This is a genomic window from Brevundimonas sp. 'scallop', assembly GCF_011045535.1.
Lineage (GTDB): Bacteria > Pseudomonadota > Alphaproteobacteria > Caulobacterales > Caulobacteraceae > Brevundimonas > Brevundimonas vesicularis.
In genome coordinates this window covers 306,123-324,642 of record NZ_CP039382.1, presented here as the reverse complement: position 1 = coordinate 324,642, position 18,520 = coordinate 306,123, and the positions used below count along the sequence as shown (strand labels likewise).

The following is an 18,520-nucleotide window of genomic DNA, read 5'->3' as shown; positions in this document are numbered from 1 at the left end:
GACGCGGGGGCGTTGGAGCCCTATGTTCCCGCCATGACCGAGACGACTGCGCCCAAAAATCCAGAAACTGAACGCCAGATGACGCAGGACGGCCCTGCGCTGCGTCTGTGGATGATCGACGCCTCGGCCTATATCTTTCGCGCCTATCACGCCCTGCCGCCATTAACGAGAAAGTCCGACGGCCTGCCGGTCGGCGCGGTCCAGGGCTACTGCAACATGTTGTGGAAGCTGCTGAAGGACATGAAGGGCGCCGATGGCCCCACCCATCTGGTGGCCATCTTCGACCATTCGGAAAAGACGTTCCGCAACACCCTGTACGATCAGTACAAGGCCCATCGTCCACCGCCGCCCGAGGATCTGGTCCCGCAGTTTCCGCTGGTGCGCGAAGCGACGGCGGCGTTCGGCGTCCATTGCGTCGAACTGCCCGGGTACGAGGCCGACGACCTGATCGCGACCTACGCCTGCAAGGCGCGCGATGCGGGCGGGGAGGCGGTGATCGTCTCGTCCGACAAGGATTTGATGCAACTGATCGGCGGCGGCGTCGTGATGTGGGATCCAATGAAGGACCGGCGTCTGGCCGAGCCTGAGGTCTTCGAAAAGTTCGGCGTCGGCCCCGAGAAGATGGTCGATCTGCAGGCCCTGATCGGCGACAGCGTGGACAATGTCCCCGGCGCGCCAGGCATCGGACCGAAGACGGCGGCGCAGCTGCTGGACGAATACGGCAATCTGGACACCCTGTTGGCCAGCGCCGGTGAGATCAAACAGCCCAAGCGCCGCCAGACTCTCATCGACTTCGCCGACCAGATCCGGCTGTCGCGCGAGCTGGTGCGCCTGACCTGCGATGCGCCGGCGCCCGAGGCGATTGACGATTTCGCCGTGCGCGATCCCGATCCCGCGATCCTGTCGGCCTTTCTGGAGACGATGGAGTTCCGCTCGCTGCAGCGCCGCGTCGGCGACGGCAAGGCGGGACCCAGCGACGTCTCCGCCTTTGCGCCCAAGCGTGCGCCGAACCTGAACGCGCCGGTCGCGACCCCTCGCTACGGCCAGGTCGTCGAAGGCCCGGTCGAGGTCCAGACCTTCGATCACGCGGCCTATGAATGCGTCCAGACCGAAGAGGCCCTGGATCGCTGGATCGCGCGCGCGACCGAGGTCGGCGTCGTCGGCTTCGACACCGAGACCGATACGCTGTCGGCGACCCATGCGGGACTGTGCGGCGTGTCGTTGGCGGTGGGGCCGAACGAGGCCTGCTACATCCCCCTGACGCATGAGCACGAGCCGCAGGCCGGCGAGGGCGGTCTCTTTGGCGAAGCGGGAGAGGTGCCCGAGCCGATCCATCAGCTGGACAAGCCCACGACCCTGGCCAAGCTGAAGACGTTGCTGGAAGACCCGTCGGTCTTGAAGGTGCTTCAGAACGCCAAATACGACATCGCCGTCATGGCGCGTCGAGGCATCCGCGTCGCGCCTTATGACGACACCATGCTGATCTCCTATGTGCTAGAGGGCGGACTGCACGGGCACGGAATGGACGAGCTGGCGCGCCTGCACCTGGGCCACGAGCCGATCGCATTCAAGAGCGTGGCGGGTACGGGCAAGAGCCAGAAATCCTTCAAGCACGTCGCGCTGAAACCGGCCTCGGAATATGCCGCCGAGGATGCGGATGTGACGCTGCGGCTGTGGCGTATCCTGAAACCCCGTCTGGCGCGGGAGGGCCTGTCCACCGTCTATGAGACGCTGGAGCGCGGCATGCCGACGGTGCTGGCGGACATGGAGCTGAACGGGGTCCGCATCGATCCCGACCGGCTGAAGCGTCTGTCCAGCGAGTTCGGCCTGCGCATGGCCGAGCTGGAGGCCCAGGCCCATGAGATCGCAGGGCGCCCCTTCAACATCGGCTCGCCGCGCCAGATCGGCGAGATCCTGTTCGGCGAACTGAACCTGCCGGGCGGCAAGAAGACCGCCTCGGGTCAGTGGGGCACCGACGCCAGCGTGCTGGAGGAACTGGCGCTCAGCCACGATCTGCCGCGCGCGATCCTGGACTGGCGCCAGCTGTCCAAGCTGAAGGGCACATACACGGACGCCTTGACCGCGGCCGCCGATCCCAAGACGGACCGCGTTCACACCAGCTATCAACTGGCCGCCGCCACCACGGGCCGCCTGGCGTCCAGCGATCCCAACCTGCAGAACATCCCGATCCGCACCGAGACGGGCCGCGAGATCCGCCAGGCCTTCATCGCCGCGCCCGGCAATGTCCTGATCAGCGCCGACTACAGCCAGATCGAGCTGCGCCTTTTGGCCCATATCGGCGACATCCCCGAGCTGAAGCGCGCCTTCAAGGCCGGTTTGGACATTCACGCCGCCACGGCCTCGGAGATGTTCGGCGTCCCCGTCGAGGGCATGCCGTCCGAAACCCGTCGCCGGGCCAAGGCCATCAACTTCGGCATCGTCTACGGCATCTCGGCCTTCGGCCTCGCCAACCAGCTGGGCATCGATCAGGGCGAGGCGGGGGCCTATATCAAGACCTATTTCGAACGCTTCCCCGGCATCCGCGCCTATATGGACAAGACCAAGGCCGAGGTGCGCCAGACGGGCTTCGTCTCGACCGTCTTCGGCCGCCGCATCCACATCCCCGCCATCCACTCGAAGTCGGGCGCCGAACGCCAGTTCGGCGAGCGCGCCGCCATCAACGCCCCGATCCAGGGCGCCGCCGCCGACATCATCCGCCGCGCCATGATCCGCATGCCCGCTGCCCTGACCGAGGCCGGTCTGGCGACGAAGATGCTGCTCCAGGTCCACGACGAACTGGTGTTCGAGGCGCCGGAAGCCGAGGCCGACCGCGCCATCGCCGTCATCAAACGCGTGATGGAAAACGCGTCGGACCCAGCCGTGGTCCTGACCGTACCCCTCGTAGTGGATGCCCGCGCGGCGTCGAACTGGGACGCGGCGCACTGATCGTTACATGAGCAATGAAATTGAAAACGCTTTCAGGTTAGGTTAAGAACAATCCGAGGTTTGTGGTCTGCGGGGCTGAGATATGTCTGTTGGGCTTTTATTCGCAACGGTTTTACTGGCTGGCGGAGGTCAGGCGATACAGCCTTCGAATGCGAGCGGCCCTGTTCAAGTTGAAGACGTCATCGTCAACGCCCGGAGATTCGAGGATGCAGCCGAACAATACGTTGGCGCTGTAGCCGATCCTGCTGGCGCAAGAGGTTTGGCGCGTTGGCGGGATGGCGTCTGTATTGGGATCATCAATCTGCGCGCCGATGTGGCTCAGGAAATTGCGGATCGTCTGGGGGATACGGCTCGCGGACTGGGCCTCCAGGTGGGGGCGCCGGGCTGTCGGCCAAACATCAAGGTCACAGCTTCAGATCAGCCATCGAAACTGGCTGGAGCACTTGTGTCGCAGTCGTTCAGGGCGTTCCACACAGGCGGCAGCGGCACTGATCAAGGCCGGGCGAAGCTCGATGCTTTTATCAACACTGACCGTCCTGTGCGCTGGTGGCAGGTCAGTTATCCCGGTAATGCCGAAACAGGCGAAGTCGCCGTTAGACTGCCCGGATACTACAACACACTTGCGATGGGGTTGGACGGTAACGATGTTTTAGCCTACGCGCCAAGTGTTCGCGTAACAAGCCCCACCCGCCTGCGTTCATCAATCTCTGACTTTCTTTATCATATACTCATCATTTTAGATGTCGATCAGGTGCAAAGCGCCTCCATAGATCAACTGAGCGACTACCTGTCTATGGTAGCCTTTGCCCAGATCGACCCCGCAGCACAGACCAGAGATTTTGCAACAATCCTCAATCTGTTTTCAAATCCCGAAGATGCGCCATCGGGTTTGACGAGTTGGGACAGGGCCTATCTGGACGGACTTTACCAATCCGACCTGACCCGCATCCAAATCGGTAACCAAGCGTCGGCATTAGCGTCCTCCGCACGAGCGATGAAAGCTGCTTCTGATAGAGCGGTCATAGACGACTAGCGGTATGAATTTAGGCCAGCCCGCCGTCGTAACGTACGCTACGCCGCGATCATGCCGATATCGTCGGGAAGTTCGCCGCGGCCGAGCAGGCCGGTTTCGAAGTCCATGAAGATGTCCATCAGCTCCTCGACGTTCACCGGAGAGGCCGACGGGCCGAAGCGGAAGCGCCAGTAGCTGACGATGTGCTGGACGGCGCCTAGCTGGTCCCCCAGCTTGGCGAACATGGAGGGAGCGTCCAGCAGGAAGTCGCGGAAGGCGATCGGGCGGCCTTCCTGGGTCAATTTGGCGTAGGCGTCGTCATAGACGCGCAAGGTGCGGCTGACTTCGTCGCAGGTCTTGATGATGCGGCCGCGCAGGACATCGCGGCTGCGCGCCAGATATTCCTTGGCGGCGCGATCGACCTTGCCGACGGGCTTGATGGTGCGCACGGCCTCGGCGACCCCGGCGACCTCGCCCAGCAGGGCGGCAAGCGTCCACTTGTAATAGAGGAAGCCTTTCCAGCAGAAGACGCCCTCCTGATATTGTTCGGGCGCCAGGCGCAGGGTCAATCGCAGGGCGTCCAGCTGATCGCCGGGCGTGTTCGACAGAATCTTGGACGCCATCCGCCCGGCGGAATCCGAATTCACGGCCACCGTATCCGCGCCGAGGCTGAGCGTCACCAGCGGCTCGATCTCGCTGCGGACGAAGGCCAGCATTCGCTGAAGATCACTGTCGCTGATCGAGAAGTAGCAGGGCGAGGGGTCCAGGCCGCCGCGACGCAATTGCTCGCGCAGCAAAAAGGGGTCCAGCGACGGCAATTTGTCGATCAGGCGCAGGGTTTCGATATCGGGGTGGTTGGGCGCAACGCCGAACGCCTCCATCATCATCCGCTCAAAGCCGATCTGATTGACGAAGACGTATCGGCCGCCGGTCTTCAGGTCCGCATCGTCGATGGGGATGACGACCTTGGTCGCCACCTGGCGTCGGCCGGTGAACAGATCGGTCTCGTTGCGCCGCAGACGATGTTTGATGATGAGGGCGCGGTTCAGGGCCGCCGTACGGAAGATCGGACGCGCCGCCCAGTCGGGATTGCGTACGGCGCCGTCGGGCGCGCTGTCGCCGTTCTCCTCCCACACACGCAGCAGATTCAGCACGCGAGCTGTGGAGGCCGAGCTCTTGAGGTGCTCCAGGTTGCGGACGGCGCGATCAGTCATGGCGCTGACGTTACGCCAACAATCGTCACCAAATGGCTTAGCTCGGGAAATAAAATATCTTCGGTCGGCGAACTTCTGCCGTTCGATCCTGCGCGTCGGACAATGGCTTTGAGCGCTGCGCTGGCGCGTGACGGCGATCCGGGTCTAGAACGGCGGCATGCAGATTTTCGACATTCTGATTATCCTCGCGATCCTGGCCGTGACGATCACCTTGGGCTTCGGCCTCTATTCGCTGTTCCGGGGCGGGGACTACGCGCGCAGCCATTCCAACAAGCTGATGCGGCTGCGCGTCGGGCTTCAGGCGGTGGCCGTCATCCTGCTGGTCGTCGGCATGATGTGGAAGGCGACGCAGGGGGCCTGATCATGGTGACGTTGAACAAGATCTACACCCGCACGGGCGATGACGGTCGCACGCGGCTGGCGTCTGGCGCGCCAGTTTCCAAAAGCAATGCTCGGGTCGAGGCCTATGGCGCGGTGGATGAGCTGAACGCGGTGATCGGGGTCGCCCGGCTGAACAGCGGCCAGAACGACCGGATCGACGCCATGCTGGGCCGGATCCAGAATGAGCTGTTCGATCTGGGCGCCGATCTGGCCACGCCTCTAGACCCGCCGCCGGCCTGGGAGGCTTTGCGCATCGTCGAGAGCCAGGTTGCGCGCCTTGAGCAGGAAATCGACTGGATGAACGAGAGCCTGAAGGCGCTCGACAGCTTCATCCTGCCGGGCGGTGCGCCCTTGTCGGCCCATCTGCATGTCGCGCGCACCGTCTGCCGACGGGCCGAACGCGAGGCGGTGCGTCTGATCGAAAACGGCGAGGCCGTGAACGTCGAGGCGGTCAAATATCTGAACCGCCTGTCCGACCATCTGTTTGTCGCGGCTCGACGCGCCAACGCCAACGGCGCCAGCGACATCAAATGGAAGCCCGGCGCGACCCGCTAGGCGAAACCGGTCAGGCGGCGGGACGCGCCGCCGCCAGTGCGGCTTTCTGACGCTCGGCCTCTGCGGCTCGGGCGCGGCTCTGGGCGGCGAGATCCTGTTCGATGCGAACCAGCTCCCGGTTCTTCTCGGCCGAAGCCTCGGCGCGCGACACGCCATTGGGGCGGCCGGTGATCTGGGCGATGGAGATAGGCTGGGCGCAGATGCGGCTTTCCATGTCGTACCATTTGCCCGCCGCCTCGCAGCGTTTGCCGGGCGCGACCCAGTAGTCCTGAAGGGCGAAAATCCCGACGACTGTGATGCCGAACAGGCCGAAGAAGATCATCGCCAGGCGGGGAAAGGTCAGGAAACGCTTCATCTCGTGGTCCGTTGGATAGGGATCGAAGCCATAGCTTGACCCCACGTTACGTTGACAGGCCTTCGCGACCGCTCCATGTCCTGCCCACACATTCAGGCGATTTCACGGATAGACCCATGAAGGTACTCGTCCCCGTCAAACGGGTGATCGACTATAACGTCAAGGCCCGCGTCAAGGCGGATCAGTCGGGCGTCGATCTGGCCAACGTCAAGATGAGCATGAACCCCTTCGACGAGATCGCCGTCGAAGAGGCGGTTCGTCTGAAGGAAGGCAAGGAACACCATGCTGCTGGCACCGCGACGGAAATCGTCGTGGTCTCCATCGGGGTGACCCAGGCGCAGGAAACCATCCGCACGGCGCTGGCCATGGGCGCGGATCGGGGTCTGCTGATTCAGTCGGACACGGATCTTGAGCCGCTGGCGGTCGCCAAGCTGCTGAAGGCGGTGGTCGAGGAAGAAAAGCCCGACGTGGTCCTGATGGGCAAACAGTCGATCGACGGCGACAACAATGCGGTGGGTCAGATGCTGGCCGCCCTGCTGGACTGGCCGCAGGCGACCTTCGCCGGCAAACTGGTGATCGATGCCGGCAAGGCCACGGTCACGCGCGAGGTCGATGGCGGCCTGCAGACGATCGCCGCCGAACTGCCGGCGGTGGTGACGGTGGACCTGCGGCTGAACACGCCGCGCTACGCCTCCCTGCCGAACATCATGAAGGCCAAGAAGAAGGAGATCGCCATGAAGGCGGTCGCCGACTACGGCGTCGATGTCGCCGACCGCCTGAAGGTCATCAAGGTCACCGAGCCGCCCAAGCGGTCGGCCGGCGTCAAGGTGGCCGATGCGGCCGAACTGGTTTCCAAGCTCAAGTCTGCGGGAGCGCTGTAATATGGCTGTCCTCGTCATCGCCGATCACGACGGTTCGACCGTTCGCGACACCACCCACAAGACCGTGACCGCGGCGCTGGGCCTCTCGTCCGATGTGGATGTCCTGGTTCTGGGGCAGGGGGCGCAGGCCGCCGCCGATAGCGCCGCCAAGATCGCGGGCGTCCGCAAGGTGCTGCTGGCTGATAGCGCCGGTCTGGGCAAGATGCTGGCTGAGGCGGTCGAGGCGACCGTCCTGCCGCTGGCCGGGGGCTACGACGCCATCCTGACGCCTGCGACTACGGACGGAAAGAACTTCGCCCCGCGTTTGGCCGCCAAGCTGGATGTCGCGCCGATCTCGGACATCATCGAGGTGGTGTCGGCCGATACCTTCGTGCGCCCCATCTATGCCGGCAATGCGCTGGAGACGATCCAGTCGGCCGACGCCAAGAAGGTGATCACGGTGCGCCCGACCGCCTTCGCCGCCGCCGCCGAGGGCGGATCGGCTGCGGTCGAGAGCGTCGCCGGCGCCGATGCGCCCAAGACGGCCTTCGTGTCCGAGGAAATGGTCAAGTCGGACCGGCCCGAACTGGGCGCCGCCAAGATCATCGTCTCGGGCGGTCGCGCCCTGGGCTCGGCGGACGAGTTCCATGCCGTGATGGAGCCGCTTGCCGACAAGCTGGGCGCCGCCATCGGCGCCTCGCGCGCAGCGGTCGACGCCGGCTATGCGCCCAACGACTATCAGGTCGGTCAGACCGGCAAGGTGGTCGCCCCGGCGCTCTACATCGCCATCGGCATCTCGGGCGCGATTCAGCACCTGGCCGGGATGAAGGACTCCAAGACCATCGTCGCCATCAACAAGGACGCGGACGCCCCGATCTTCCAGGTCGCGGACTATGGTCTGGTCGGCGACTACAAGACGGTGGTGCCGGAACTGATGGCCGCCTTGGGCTAGGCCCAGGTCGAATCGATCTGAAGAGGGCGCGGCGCCGATCGGAGCCGCGCCCTTTTTCTTGCCCGTAGAGGACCGCATGGCGAACTTGCCTGTAAGGCTGCAGCCCGGCGCTGCGGCCGATCGCATTGATGGCTGGGCGACCGACGCCGAGGGACGACCCGTGCTCAAGGTGCGCGTCCGCGCCCGTCCGATCGAGGGAGAGGCCAACGACGCCCTGATCCGGATGCTGGCCAAAAGCCTTGGCGTGCCGAAGTCGTCGATCAGCGTGGGACGCGGCGGACAGTCGCGCTCGAAAATGATCGTCGTACAGGGACTGGATGACGAAGAGCTGCGCTCGCGCCTCGTCGACGGTCTTTCTGGCGATTGAGGAGAGCCATCCGGCCGATTGATGCGTTCTGCATCGGAACAGGAGACCAGCCCAATGACGATGGACGCCCGCATCCTCCACGCCCGCAGCGGCGTCACGCTCGAGCAGAAGGACGATGTCTATAGGGTCTCAAGCCTGCGGCTGTCCGACCCGGCGACTTTCTCGGAAGAGGCGGACGCCCAACGCGCCTTCGATGCTGAGGTCGCGGCCTCTGAGCAGGATCCAGAACTGATGTCGCGTCTCGGCGGGGCCTGAGAAGGCGAAACGCCTGTATTTGCCGGTCCCGAACGCGCTCTGGGACTGCGATTCCTGATCGACGATCATGAGTCTGCGAGAAACTTCCCCCTGTTGGTCAGAATCCGCTTGCTGACAAATCCGCCTCTCCGTATAGAGCCGCCTCGCTCGGAAACGGGCCGGCCGGCGGGCCGCGGGGGTTTAGGTCCTCACGGTTTCAGGGAAGAAAGAAGCGAAAAACTTCTTGCTTTCATCGGTTGGTTTCACTAGGTTCCGCGCTCCAATCGAATCGCCGACGGGTTTTTAGAGGTAAGCCTCGCTTTCCTCCGGTGGTTTCTTGCGGTCTGAAGGGTTCGCTCTTCTCTCCGAAAGATCTCTGAAAAGAGCGGTTGACACGGGGTTTGCGGTTCTCTAAATCGCCGCCTCCGCCGACGACACGGCGCTAAACGGTCGGGCCTCTTCGGAGGTTCCAGGTCTTTGACATTGTTGATTTGGAAAGAGAAACGCAGGCGGCGGTGTTCTTGCGATGACCCTAGAAGGTCATCATACGACACTGACTATCTGCGGTCTTTTTGAAAAGATACCATGCGTCGGTCTTCGGATCGATGACGTGGGAACTCGTCAATAAAATACGTAGAACTAATGCCAAGACCGCTTCGGTGGTCTTCAAGCTTAGGTCAGAAGTCAACTCAACCTGAGAGTTTGATCCTGGCTCAGAGCGAACGCTGGCGGCAGGCCTAACACATGCAAGTCGAACGAACTCTTCGGAGTTAGTGGCGGACGGGTGAGTAACACGTGGGAACGTGCCTTTAGGTTCGGAATAACTCAGGGAAACTTGTGCTAATACCGAATGTGCCCTTCGGGGGAAAGATTTATCGCCTTTAGAGCGGCCCGCGTCTGATTAGCTAGTTGGTGAGGTAAAGGCTCACCAAGGCGACGATCAGTAGCTGGTCTGAGAGGATGATCAGCCACATTGGGACTGAGACACGGCCCAAACTCCTACGGGAGGCAGCAGTGGGGAATCTTGCGCAATGGGCGAAAGCCTGACGCAGCCATGCCGCGTGAATGATGAAGGTCTTAGGATTGTAAAATTCTTTCACCGGGGACGATAATGACGGTACCCGGAGAAGAAGCCCCGGCTAACTTCGTGCCAGCAGCCGCGGTAATACGAAGGGGGCTAGCGTTGCTCGGAATTACTGGGCGTAAAGGGAGCGTAGGCGGACATTTAAGTCAGGGGTGAAATCCCGGGGCTCAACCTCGGAATTGCCTTTGATACTGGGTGTCTTGAGTATGAGAGAGGTGTGTGGAACTCCGAGTGTAGAGGTGAAATTCGTAGATATTCGGAAGAACACCAGTGGCGAAGGCGACACACTGGCTCATTACTGACGCTGAGGCTCGAAAGCGTGGGGAGCAAACAGGATTAGATACCCTGGTAGTCCACGCCGTAAACGATGATTGCTAGTTGTCGGGATGCATGCATTTCGGTGACGCAGCTAACGCATTAAGCAATCCGCCTGGGGAGTACGGTCGCAAGATTAAAACTCAAAGGAATTGACGGGGGCCCGCACAAGCGGTGGAGCATGTGGTTTAATTCGAAGCAACGCGCAGAACCTTACCACCTTTTGACATGCCTGGACCGCCAGAGAGATCTGGCTTTCCCTTCGGGGACTAGGACACAGGTGCTGCATGGCTGTCGTCAGCTCGTGTCGTGAGATGTTGGGTTAAGTCCCGCAACGAGCGCAACCCTCGCCATTAGTTGCCATCATTTAGTTGGGAACTCTAATGGGACTGCCGGTGCTAAGCCGGAGGAAGGTGGGGATGACGTCAAGTCCTCATGGCCCTTACAGGGTGGGCTACACACGTGCTACAATGGCGACTACAGAGGGTTAATCCTTAAAAGTCGTCTCAGTTCGGATTGTCCTCTGCAACTCGAGGGCATGAAGTTGGAATCGCTAGTAATCGCGGATCAGCATGCCGCGGTGAATACGTTCCCGGGCCTTGTACACACCGCCCGTCACACCATGGGAGTTGGTTCTACCCGAAGGCGCTGCGCTGACCGCAAGGAGGCAGGCGACCACGGTAGGGTCAGCGACTGGGGTGAAGTCGTAACAAGGTAGCCGTAGGGGAACCTGCGGCTGGATCACCTCCTTTCTAAGGATGCTTCTCCAGGCCGTCTCTCACGAGACTGTCTATTGAGGCTCCAATAGCTGATGCGCTCAAGCAGCAATGCGATAGCGCTAGGCACAAACGGCGGAACGCCGCCGTCTCCGTTTCTCTTTCCACTTTCGTCATCGACGCCTCGACCATACGGGTCGTTGAGTTGGTGACGCGATCGCGAGCCTGGGTGTCTATGACCCGGCTGTCGCTGCCATAGGCCCGTAGCTCAGGTGGTTAGAGCGTACGCCTGATAAGCGTAAGGTCGGCAGTTCGAGTCTGCCCGGGCCTACCAGGACTTCTGGTTCGCTGGGGGTTCTCAGCCTCAAGACGGCATCGCCGACAGCTCTCCTGGGCTTCGCACTATTCCTGATGGAATGGGGCCATAGCTCAGTTGGTAGAGCGCCTGCTTTGCAAGCAGGATGTCGTCGGTTCGACTCCGTCTGGCTCCACCAGGATCTTGTGATCGCATCAAGAATTGCCCGTCGGCGCTCGCCGGCTGGCATTGATATCGTAAAGGAAGAACGTGACCGGCTCCCCTGAGCTTTGAGGTCCTGTTCGAGAAGAAGACATTGTCTGACAAAAATCAGGCTTGGTCCCCCGGCATCTTTCCAGTCGGGCGGAATAAACCAAGCATGAGTTTTGCTGAGAAACGATCAAACGTTGAAGGGCTTCTGACGGATGCCTTGGCGTAGAGAGGCGATGAAGGACGTGGCAAGCTGCGATAAGAACCGGGGAGGCGCTAGCACCCTTTGATCCGGTTATTTCCGAATGGGGAAACCCACCTTTACAGTCTTCCAACTCTGTTTCTTCGGAAGCAGCGATTGGCGGATTGTTCAAAGGTATAATGAGCTGAATACATAGGCTTCATTAAGCGAACCCGGGGAACTGAAACATCTCAGTACCCGGAGGAAAGGACATCAACCGAGACTCCCGTAGTAGTGGCGAGCGAACCGGGACCAGGCCAGTGCTCTTGTGAAATAAAGACGAACGATCTGGAAAGGTCGGCCATAGTGGGTGAAAGCCCCGTAGTCATCAAACAGCAAGAGACTCGAGTAGGGCGGGACACGTGAAATCCTGTCTGAACATGGGGGGACCACCCTCCAAGCCTAAGTACTCCTCTACGACCGATAGTGAACAAGTACCGTGAGGGAAAGGTGAAAAGCACCCCGACAAGGGGAGTGAAACAGATCCTGAAATCGGAAGCCTACAAGCAGTCGGAGCCGCCAAGCGCGGTGACGGCGTACCTTTTGTATAATGGGTCAGCGACTTCATGTGTCGAGCAAGCTTAAGCCGTTAGGTGTAGGCGCAGCGAAAGCGAGTCTGAATAGGGCGCTAAGTTCGACGTATGACGACCCGAAACCAGGTGATCTATCCATGAGCAGGTTGAAGGTTGGGTAACACCAACTGGAGGACCGAACCCGTGAATGTTGAAAAATTCTGGGATGACTTGTGGATAGGGGTGAAAGGCCAATCAAACCTGGACATAGCTGGTTCTCCGCGAAATCTATTTAGGTAGAGCGTCCGACGAATTCCTTGGGGGGTAGAGCACTGGATGGTTGCGGGCTGCGCGAGCGGTACCAATACTAACCAAACTCCGAATACCCAAGAGAACTATCGGGCAGACACACGGCGGGTGCTAACGTCCGTCGTGAAAAGGGAAACAACCCTAACCATCATCTAAGGCCCCCAAGTCACGGCTAAGTGGGAAACGATGTGGGATTGCTTTGACAATCAGGAGGTTGGCTTAGAAGCAGCCATCCTTTAAAGAAAGCGTAACAGCTCACTGATCAAGCGATCCTGCGCGGAAAATGTAACGGGGCTCAAGCCGTGCGCCGAAGATATGGGTTTGCAGTTTACTGCAAGCGGTAGCGGAGCGTTCCGTAGGCCGGTGAAGGTCAGGCGTGAGCCTGGCTGGAGGTATCGGAAGTGAGAATGCTGACATGAGTAACGATAAGAGTGTGAGAGACACTCTCGCCGAAAGACCAAGGGTTCCTGCGTAAAGCTAATCTGCGCAGGGTTAGTCGGCCCCTAAGGCGAGGCTGAAAAGCGTAGTCGATGGGAAGCAGGTAAATATTCCTGCACCAGCTGGAAGTGACGGATGGCTTAACTCGTACCCACTTATTGGATTGTGTGTGCGGGGGCGTTGTCCCAGGAAATAACTCCAGCAGAGACCGTACCCGAAACCGACACAGGTGGTCAGGTAGAGCATACCAAGGCGTTTGAGAGAACTATGCTGAAGGAACTCGGCAAATTGCACGCGTAACTTCGGAATAAGCGTGACTCACCTTGCGCAAGCAGGACTGAGTGGCACAAGCCAGGGGGTAGCGACTGTTTAGCAAAAACACAGGGCTCTGCGAAGCAGCAATGCGACGTATAGGGTCTGACGCCTGCCCGGTGCCTGAAGGTTAAAGGGAGATGTGAAAGCGTCGAACTGAAGCCCAGGTAAACGGCGGCCGTAACTATAACGGTCCTAAGGTAGCGAAATTCCTTGTCGGGTAAGTTCCGACCTGCACGAATGGCGTAACGACTTCCCCACTGTCTCCAGCATAGGCTCAGTGAAATTGAATTCCCCGTGAAGATGCGGGGTTCCCGCGGTCAGACGGAAAGACCCTATGAACCTTTACTATAGCTTCGCCTTGGCGTTAGCGACCGTATGTGTAGGATAGGTGGGAGACTATGAAACCGGGGCGCCAGCTCTGGTGGAGTCGTCCTTGAAATACCACCCTTACTGTCGTTGACGTCTAACCGAGGGCCGTTATCCGGTCCCGGGACATGGCGTGGTGGGTAGTTTGACTGGGGCGGTCGCCTCCTAAAGTGTAACGGAGGCGCGCGATGGTGGGCTCAGACCGGTCGGAAATCGGTCGTCGAGTGCAATGGCATAAGCCCGCCTGACTGCGAGACTGACAAGTCGAGCAGAGACGAAAGTCGGCCATAGTGATCCGGTGGTCCCGAGTGGAAGGGCCATCGCTCAACGGATAAAAGGTACTCTAGGGATAACAGGCTGATTTTGCCCAAGAGTCCATATCGACGGCAAAGTTTGGCACCTCGATGTCGGCTCATCACATCCTGGGGCTGGAGCAGGTCCCAAGGGTATGGCTGTTCGCCATTTAAAGTGGTACGTGAGCTGGGTTCAGAACGTCGTGAGACAGTTTGGTCCCTATCTGCCGTGGGTGTTCGAAGCTTGAGAGGATCTGTCCCTAGTACGAGAGGACCGGGATGGACATACCTCTGGTGTACCTGTCATGGCGCCAGCTGTGCAGCAGGGTAGCTAAGTATGGAATAGATAACCGCTGAAAGCATCTAAGCGGGAAACTAACCTCAAAACAAGGCTTCGCTGAGGATCGTGGAAGACTACCACGTTGATAGGCCAGGTGTGGAAGTGGGGCGACCCATGAAGCTTACTGGTACTAATAATCCGATCGGTTTGATCGTTTCTCAGCAAAACTCATTCGATGATCGTTCAGACCAGAACGATCGCAGACAATGTCTTCTCATCATCCGCTGTCCCCCTGGTTGACCTGGTGGCTATGTCGGAGGTTCCCCACCCGATCCCATTCCGAACTCGGTCGTTAAGCCCTCCAGAGCCAATGGTACTTCGTCTCAAGGCGCGGGAGAGTAGGTCGCCGCCGGGTCTACCAGGCGGACAGCCGATGATGAACAAACACCGCAATCGCGGTCCTTCTCGAACCGTTCTTCCTTCTCGATACACTACCGTTTGCCGCGGGATGGAGCAGCCCGGTAGCTCGTCAGGCTCATAACCTGAAGGTCGTAGGTTCAAATCCTACTCCCGCACCCACAATACCAAAAAGCCCCACCGCCAAAAGCCGTGGGGCTTTCTGCGGTTTGATGACTAGATGCCGAGTTGCGGTCAAACTCCCGTGTACCTGAAGACCGAACCTGCCCAACATTCCAACAGATAGGAATCCATGCGGCAGCATTACGTCACCGAGGTTATGGACACCCGTTTGATGGAAGACATCGCCTAGGTGGCGTCGGCAGGTTCGACGTAAAGGTGCGCTGCGACGCCATCCGTTTTTTGGGCAAGACCCGGCACTTCGTCGAGCTGGCGAAGGCTGGTGAACAGACCGCGTTCCTCACGATAGCGGACAATCTCAAACCCATGGCCACGCAGGATTTCGACGCCATCGAGTTCGGCCGCAGTGGCGATGTTTAAATCAATCATCTCTCGCGGTCCGTAGTAGAGCCTCGCGGCCGGTGGCCGCAGGGTTGCGCGGGCTGGCGACTTCGCCGGCTGGTGAAACGTTCAAGCGCTTGGAAAGGACGTGCAGCAAGCCGCGCCCTGATGCAGGTCGGAAGGCCCTGAGCCCCTAGATCCCGCCGCTTCGCATGACGACGACCGCGATCAGCGTCAGGAAGACGACGGCTGCGGCCGCTATGGCGAGAGCCGTGATGCGAAAGGCGCCGCGTGTCGGCTTGTCGGGCCGGTCTTCGTAGCCAATCGGGACTTTGCGGGGTTCTTTGTCGGTCATGGGCGATCAACGCACGGAGGCGGTTCGCGTTCGCCGACGCGTGTGAGCGTTCGGCGCAACCAAGGCTGCGCCGAAGGCTCTCGATGTTCGTCAGAAGCGGTAGGCGACGCCGACCCGAAGATTGCGGCCGGGCAGAGGGGCGATGTCCTTGAGGAAGGACACGTGTTCGCGGGCTTCCTCGTCCGTCAGGTTCCGCGCCTCGGCGAACAGGGTGACGTTCTGCTGGGCGAAGGGACGGACCGCGACCGAGGCGTTGACCAGGGTGTAGTCGTCGGTCGGCAGTTCGAATTCGTTAGCGACCCGGTCCTGTTCTCCGACGTGGCGAACCTCGGCGCTGGCGTCGAACTTGGTCGATGTCCAGGCCAGACGTCCGGTGACGGAGTAGGGCGGGATCCGCGCGGCAGGGCCGAAGTCCGTCTGGGCGTGGACATAGTCGGCCGCGCCTTCCAGCGACAGTTTGCGATCGCCGTCCTGCCAAAGCGCATAGGCGCCTTCCAGCTCGAAGCCATAGAACTTCGCGTCGGTCTGGACGAACCGATAGATGGGGAAGAACTCGTCCTCTTCCTCGAAGTAGAACTGGTCGCCCGTCGGCCGTTCGTCGATGAAGCCGTTATACCAGGAGTGATAAACGTGCAGATCGCCGGTGAACCGGCCGCGATCATAGTGGGCGGTGCCCTCCAGCGTCGTCACCTTCTCGGAGTTCAGCGTCAGGTCGCCGGTCTCGTAGGCGGCGGTGGCGATGTGGACCCCATCGGCGAACAGTTCGACCTCGCTGGGCGCGCGCTCGTTGTGGGCCAGGCTGAGGCCCAGGAACAGGCCGGTGGTCGGGCGGATGAAGGCGGCGGCAGACGCCGACCAGTTGTCGAACTCGCGCGTGACTTCGCTTGCGCCGCCGATGGGCGTGCCGCTGAGTTCGCGCCGGTCATAGCGCAGGCCATGATCACAGCCTTTGCCACCGTCGCCTGTTCGTTGTGGCTAATGCTTCGGAAAAGCTGACGGTGCAGTCGAGGCTCACACCGACCCAGCGACATCCTGCGACGGGCGTTCGGTGAAGTCCCCGAAGGCTTGCCCAACATGTTGACGCAGATCGGCGAACGACCTCTGCCGCGCGCAAAGGACTACCTCGCTCTGTGCGCCCTCCTCGCCGAAAGTGATGGGCGAGCCGCCGACGCTTTGCGCGGTTCAGGCCGGATCACATGCCGGAAGTTGGATGTCCTGCAAGCGTTGGAGCCGCGCTGGCGTCATGCCAACACGCTGGAGCGGATCGACAGCGGCGGCGAAGCCCTGATGTTTAATCAGGCCATTGGCTTCATTCAGGCACTGAACTCGAAAGCGACCGATGAGGTGGTAGCTGGAGCTATCGCCGTGATGCGTCCGACCTCCACGTTGGCTCGGCTGCTCGACCGATTCCTACAACGTGCCGATCAACTGCCCCCGCATCCGCCGCCTTCAGCGGGCACTTCGCCTCGATCACGACCAATGGGATGCCGTTCACGAACACCACCAGATCGGCGATGCGGGTTCGCTGCGCCTCGACCTTGAACTGGCGCACAACGTGGTAGCGGTTCCTATCGGGCCGCTTGAAGTCGATCAGGGCGACCGGCCGATCCTTGGCTTCGCCCTTCAGTCGCCGGGAATAGGCGCCGCGCAGACGCCGCTGCCATTCCTCGTTGTCCGACAGGGTGGACAGGTCGCTGTAGATCCGGTCCACCCTTCCAGCACACCAACCGCATCAAGGGTGCCCCGCAAGACGTCTCTGATAGATGTCAGTTTGTGAAATGGCCCTGCTTTGTCTGGACTTGGCGTCATGGTCGCCAACGCAGTATCGCAGTCTACCTTCAGTCGACGTGCAAGGAGAACGGGATCGGTCGCCGGATTGAACTGTGAGGCCGCAACGCCCAGTTCGAGTGACAGTGCAATCGTTCGCCAAATTAGGTTCGTGAGCCGGGCCTCGAAGGCTGCACGCCAGTTTCCATTGGCGGTGGCACCGGCAACCTCTTCCTCATGGTCGGCTGCTGCCCGACGAAGGGCGTTCACCATTTCGTCTTTAGTAATCACGTCGCCCATTCCTCTGTCTGTCATTGGCGCCAATAGCGCCGATAGGGTTCGGGCATGGTGGCTGGATCGTGGGGTAATCGTGCGTGCGAAGGTCTGAAGAAAATGTCGCCTGCGTGTTCTCTTATAAGACATCGGGCGACATTTTCGGGCCTTGGCTCTCGGGACCGAGGTAGCGAAATTCTGCAACGACGGACGAATGACTGGCGTGGATCGAGGAGGCCGACCGTCAACGGCGGCTGACGCGATCCATGGCCATCATCGTCAGGAGCGGACGACCGCCTCGGCGGTTGGCCGTCCCGGCGATAGGTCACATGACCAAACTGATCGGCCGCGCCCGTCGCGTTCCGCTCCGGCCCCGACGTTCAGCATGGCCGTGATCGACCCGACTGACGTCGTGTCGTTCATCGACCTGCTGACCTGAAGAAGGTTCATGTCGTCGGCGCCAGAGAATTCAGGTGACGAGGCCGAAGGCCGACCAAGCACGCAAGCGACAGGTTTAGGCCGGGGCTATTGGCCCTATTGGCGCCGTGACAAAAACCCCTCCGAAATTCGCCCTCCAGACCCCAGCAAATCCGGGCCTCCCAGACTCCGTTTTCGGCGTGCTGAAAGACACCCGCGAAAACCACAGGCCCACTCGGCTTGACCGACAAAATGATCGGTGTTTTTCTAACGGTCGATGGGACGGCTGCTCGACAAGCTGAAGCGCGGCGCCCCCGCCTACGACGTAAAGGTCGAGCGGGACGGCTTCACGCTGATCGGCAAGCCTGACCACATCGACGAGTTCAGCAACATCGTGCGCGAGGCGGCAGAACAAGCGGGCGAGGAGTTCGTCGTCTTCACGACCAGCGATGGCCACCAAGGCTACAGCCAGATGTTCGTCATGCCCTTGGACGACATCCGCTCGCCCAGCTAAAGGCGCCGCCCCTCTGACATCAGGCG

At 60.8% G+C, this 18,520-nt stretch carries 15 protein-coding genes, 3 tRNA genes and 3 rRNA genes; 15 read left to right on the top strand and 6 right to left on the bottom strand.

The window, feature by feature from the left end; translation table 11 throughout:
* Positions 1 to 33 precede the first annotated feature (33 nt).
* Positions 34 to 2,946 carry a DNA polymerase I gene (gene polA / locus E4341_RS01575; RefSeq protein ID WP_165114647.1) on the top strand — a complete coding sequence of 971 codons (2,913 nt, stop codon included), beginning with the start codon at positions 34 to 36 and terminating at the stop codon, positions 2,944 to 2,946.
* A gap of 82 nt (positions 2,947 to 3,028) precedes the next feature.
* Complete coding sequence (locus tag E4341_RS01570; RefSeq protein ID WP_165114644.1) at positions 3,029 to 3,979, top strand: hypothetical protein; 951 nt, start codon at positions 3,029 to 3,031, stop codon at positions 3,977 to 3,979.
* Positions 3,980 to 4,017: 38 nt separating this feature from the next.
* On the opposite strand, the gene E4341_RS01565 is transcribed toward E4341_RS01570, so the two are convergent.
* Positions 4,018 to 5,172: a hypothetical protein gene (locus tag E4341_RS01565; RefSeq protein WP_091751784.1), complete on the bottom strand. Its 1,155-nt coding sequence runs from the start codon at positions 5,170 to 5,172 to the stop codon at positions 4,018 to 4,020.
* A gap of 157 nt (positions 5,173 to 5,329) precedes the next feature.
* Here E4341_RS01565 and E4341_RS01560 point away from each other — a divergent pair, with 157 nt between their 5' ends.
* Together E4341_RS01560 and E4341_RS01555 are read left to right on the top strand one after the other, a co-directional pair.
* A complete protein-coding gene (locus E4341_RS01560; protein ID WP_055755048.1) occupies positions 5,330 to 5,533 on the top strand; it encodes a twin transmembrane helix small protein in 204 nt (67 codons plus the stop codon).
* Between the two features lie 2 nt (positions 5,534 to 5,535).
* Positions 5,536 to 6,108: a cob(I)yrinic acid a,c-diamide adenosyltransferase gene (locus E4341_RS01555; protein ID WP_165114641.1), complete on the top strand. Its 573-nt coding sequence runs from the start codon at positions 5,536 to 5,538 to the stop codon at positions 6,106 to 6,108.
* 10 nt (positions 6,109 to 6,118) lie between these two features.
* Here E4341_RS01555 and E4341_RS01550 read toward each other — a convergent pair whose 3' ends face one another.
* Positions 6,119 to 6,463: a hypothetical protein gene (locus tag E4341_RS01550; RefSeq protein ID WP_055755047.1), complete on the bottom strand. Its 345-nt coding sequence runs from the start codon at positions 6,461 to 6,463 to the stop codon at positions 6,119 to 6,121.
* Between the two features lie 116 nt (positions 6,464 to 6,579).
* Between E4341_RS01550 and E4341_RS01545 the strand changes: the two genes are divergently transcribed.
* From E4341_RS01545 to E4341_RS01500, 10 genes are all read left to right on the top strand, one after another.
* Positions 6,580 to 7,344 (top strand): electron transfer flavoprotein subunit beta/FixA family protein, encoded by a 765-nt coding sequence (locus E4341_RS01545; RefSeq protein ID WP_165114638.1) that lies wholly within the window; start codon positions 6,580 to 6,582, stop codon positions 7,342 to 7,344.
* 1 nt (position 7,345) lies between these two features.
* On the top strand, positions 7,346 to 8,275 hold the full coding sequence (locus tag E4341_RS01540; protein WP_091751778.1) for an electron transfer flavoprotein subunit alpha/FixB family protein: 930 nt from the start codon (positions 7,346 to 7,348) through the stop codon (positions 8,273 to 8,275).
* A gap of 76 nt (positions 8,276 to 8,351) precedes the next feature.
* Positions 8,352 to 8,642 (top strand): DUF167 domain-containing protein, encoded by a 291-nt coding sequence (locus E4341_RS01535; protein ID WP_165114635.1) that lies wholly within the window; start codon positions 8,352 to 8,354, stop codon positions 8,640 to 8,642.
* A 54-nt stretch (positions 8,643 to 8,696) separates the two neighbouring features.
* Positions 8,697 to 8,897 (top strand): hypothetical protein, encoded by a 201-nt coding sequence (locus tag E4341_RS01530; RefSeq protein ID WP_165114632.1) that lies wholly within the window; start codon positions 8,697 to 8,699, stop codon positions 8,895 to 8,897.
* Between the two features lie 669 nt (positions 8,898 to 9,566).
* Positions 9,567 to 11,027: ribosomal RNA gene (locus E4341_RS01525) — 16S ribosomal RNA — on the top strand.
* A gap of 221 nt (positions 11,028 to 11,248) precedes the next feature.
* Positions 11,249 to 11,325, top strand: a tRNA-Ile gene (locus tag E4341_RS01520).
* 84 nt (positions 11,326 to 11,409) lie between these two features.
* Positions 11,410 to 11,485, top strand: a tRNA-Ala gene (locus tag E4341_RS01515).
* A 199-nt stretch (positions 11,486 to 11,684) separates the two neighbouring features.
* A 23S ribosomal RNA gene (locus tag E4341_RS01510) occupies positions 11,685 to 14,465 on the top strand.
* 85 nt (positions 14,466 to 14,550) lie between these two features.
* Positions 14,551 to 14,665 (top strand): 5S ribosomal RNA (gene rrf / locus E4341_RS01505).
* The 16S, 23S and 5S rRNA genes sit together here with 3 tRNA genes alongside, the layout of an rRNA operon.
* A gap of 87 nt (positions 14,666 to 14,752) precedes the next feature.
* Positions 14,753 to 14,829: transfer RNA gene (locus E4341_RS01500), tRNA-Met, on the top strand.
* A 186-nt stretch (positions 14,830 to 15,015) separates the two neighbouring features.
* On the opposite strand, the gene E4341_RS01495 is transcribed toward E4341_RS01500, so the two are convergent.
* The 4 genes from E4341_RS01495 to E4341_RS01480 form a co-directional block, all read right to left on the bottom strand.
* On the bottom strand, positions 15,016 to 15,216 hold the full coding sequence (locus tag E4341_RS01495) for a helix-hairpin-helix domain-containing protein (protein WP_165114629.1): 201 nt from the start codon (positions 15,214 to 15,216) through the stop codon (positions 15,016 to 15,018).
* A gap of 145 nt (positions 15,217 to 15,361) precedes the next feature.
* Complete coding sequence (locus tag E4341_RS01490; RefSeq protein WP_153923917.1) at positions 15,362 to 15,523, bottom strand: hypothetical protein; 162 nt, start codon at positions 15,521 to 15,523, stop codon at positions 15,362 to 15,364.
* 90 nt (positions 15,524 to 15,613) lie between these two features.
* Complete coding sequence (locus E4341_RS01485) at positions 15,614 to 16,420, bottom strand: TonB-dependent receptor domain-containing protein (protein WP_240893646.1); 807 nt, start codon at positions 16,418 to 16,420, stop codon at positions 15,614 to 15,616.
* 460 nt (positions 16,421 to 16,880) lie between these two features.
* Positions 16,881 to 17,234 carry a type I restriction endonuclease gene (locus E4341_RS01480; protein ID WP_205751333.1) on the bottom strand — a complete coding sequence of 118 codons (354 nt, stop codon included), beginning with the start codon at positions 17,232 to 17,234 and terminating at the stop codon, positions 16,881 to 16,883.
* 1,023 nt (positions 17,235 to 18,257) lie between these two features.
* Between E4341_RS01480 and E4341_RS01475 the strand changes: the two genes are divergently transcribed.
* Positions 18,258 to 18,494 carry a hypothetical protein gene (locus E4341_RS01475; RefSeq protein ID WP_045811927.1) on the top strand — a complete coding sequence of 79 codons (237 nt, stop codon included), beginning with the start codon at positions 18,258 to 18,260 and terminating at the stop codon, positions 18,492 to 18,494.
* The last annotated feature ends 26 nt before the right edge of the window (positions 18,495 to 18,520 follow it).

Excerpts from the sequence above, each read along its gene's own strand:
- polA (WP_165114647.1), top strand. The coding sequence starts at position 34 with ATGACCGAGACGACTGCGCCCAAAAATCCAGAAACTGAACGCCAGATG.
- E4341_RS01570 (WP_165114644.1), top strand. The coding sequence starts at position 3,029 with ATGTCTGTTGGGCTTTTATTCGCAACGGTTTTACTGGCTGGCGGAGGT.
- E4341_RS01565 (WP_091751784.1), bottom strand. The coding sequence starts at position 5,172 with ATGACTGATCGCGCCGTCCGCAACCTGGAGCACCTCAAGAGCTCGGCC.
- E4341_RS01560 (WP_055755048.1), top strand. The coding sequence starts at position 5,330 with ATGCAGATTTTCGACATTCTGATTATCCTCGCGATCCTGGCCGTGACG.
- E4341_RS01555 (WP_165114641.1), top strand. The coding sequence starts at position 5,536 with ATGGTGACGTTGAACAAGATCTACACCCGCACGGGCGATGACGGTCGC.
- E4341_RS01550 (WP_055755047.1), bottom strand. The coding sequence starts at position 6,463 with ATGAAGCGTTTCCTGACCTTTCCCCGCCTGGCGATGATCTTCTTCGGC.
- E4341_RS01545 (WP_165114638.1), top strand. The coding sequence starts at position 6,580 with ATGAAGGTACTCGTCCCCGTCAAACGGGTGATCGACTATAACGTCAAG.
- E4341_RS01540 (WP_091751778.1), top strand. The coding sequence starts at position 7,346 with ATGGCTGTCCTCGTCATCGCCGATCACGACGGTTCGACCGTTCGCGAC.
- E4341_RS01535 (WP_165114635.1), top strand. The coding sequence starts at position 8,352 with ATGGCGAACTTGCCTGTAAGGCTGCAGCCCGGCGCTGCGGCCGATCGC.
- E4341_RS01530 (WP_165114632.1), top strand. The coding sequence starts at position 8,697 with ATGACGATGGACGCCCGCATCCTCCACGCCCGCAGCGGCGTCACGCTC.
- E4341_RS01495 (WP_165114629.1), bottom strand. The coding sequence starts at position 15,216 with ATGATTGATTTAAACATCGCCACTGCGGCCGAACTCGATGGCGTCGAA.
- E4341_RS01490 (WP_153923917.1), bottom strand. The coding sequence starts at position 15,523 with ATGACCGACAAAGAACCCCGCAAAGTCCCGATTGGCTACGAAGACCGG.
- E4341_RS01475 (WP_045811927.1), top strand. The coding sequence starts at position 18,258 with ATGGGACGGCTGCTCGACAAGCTGAAGCGCGGCGCCCCCGCCTACGAC.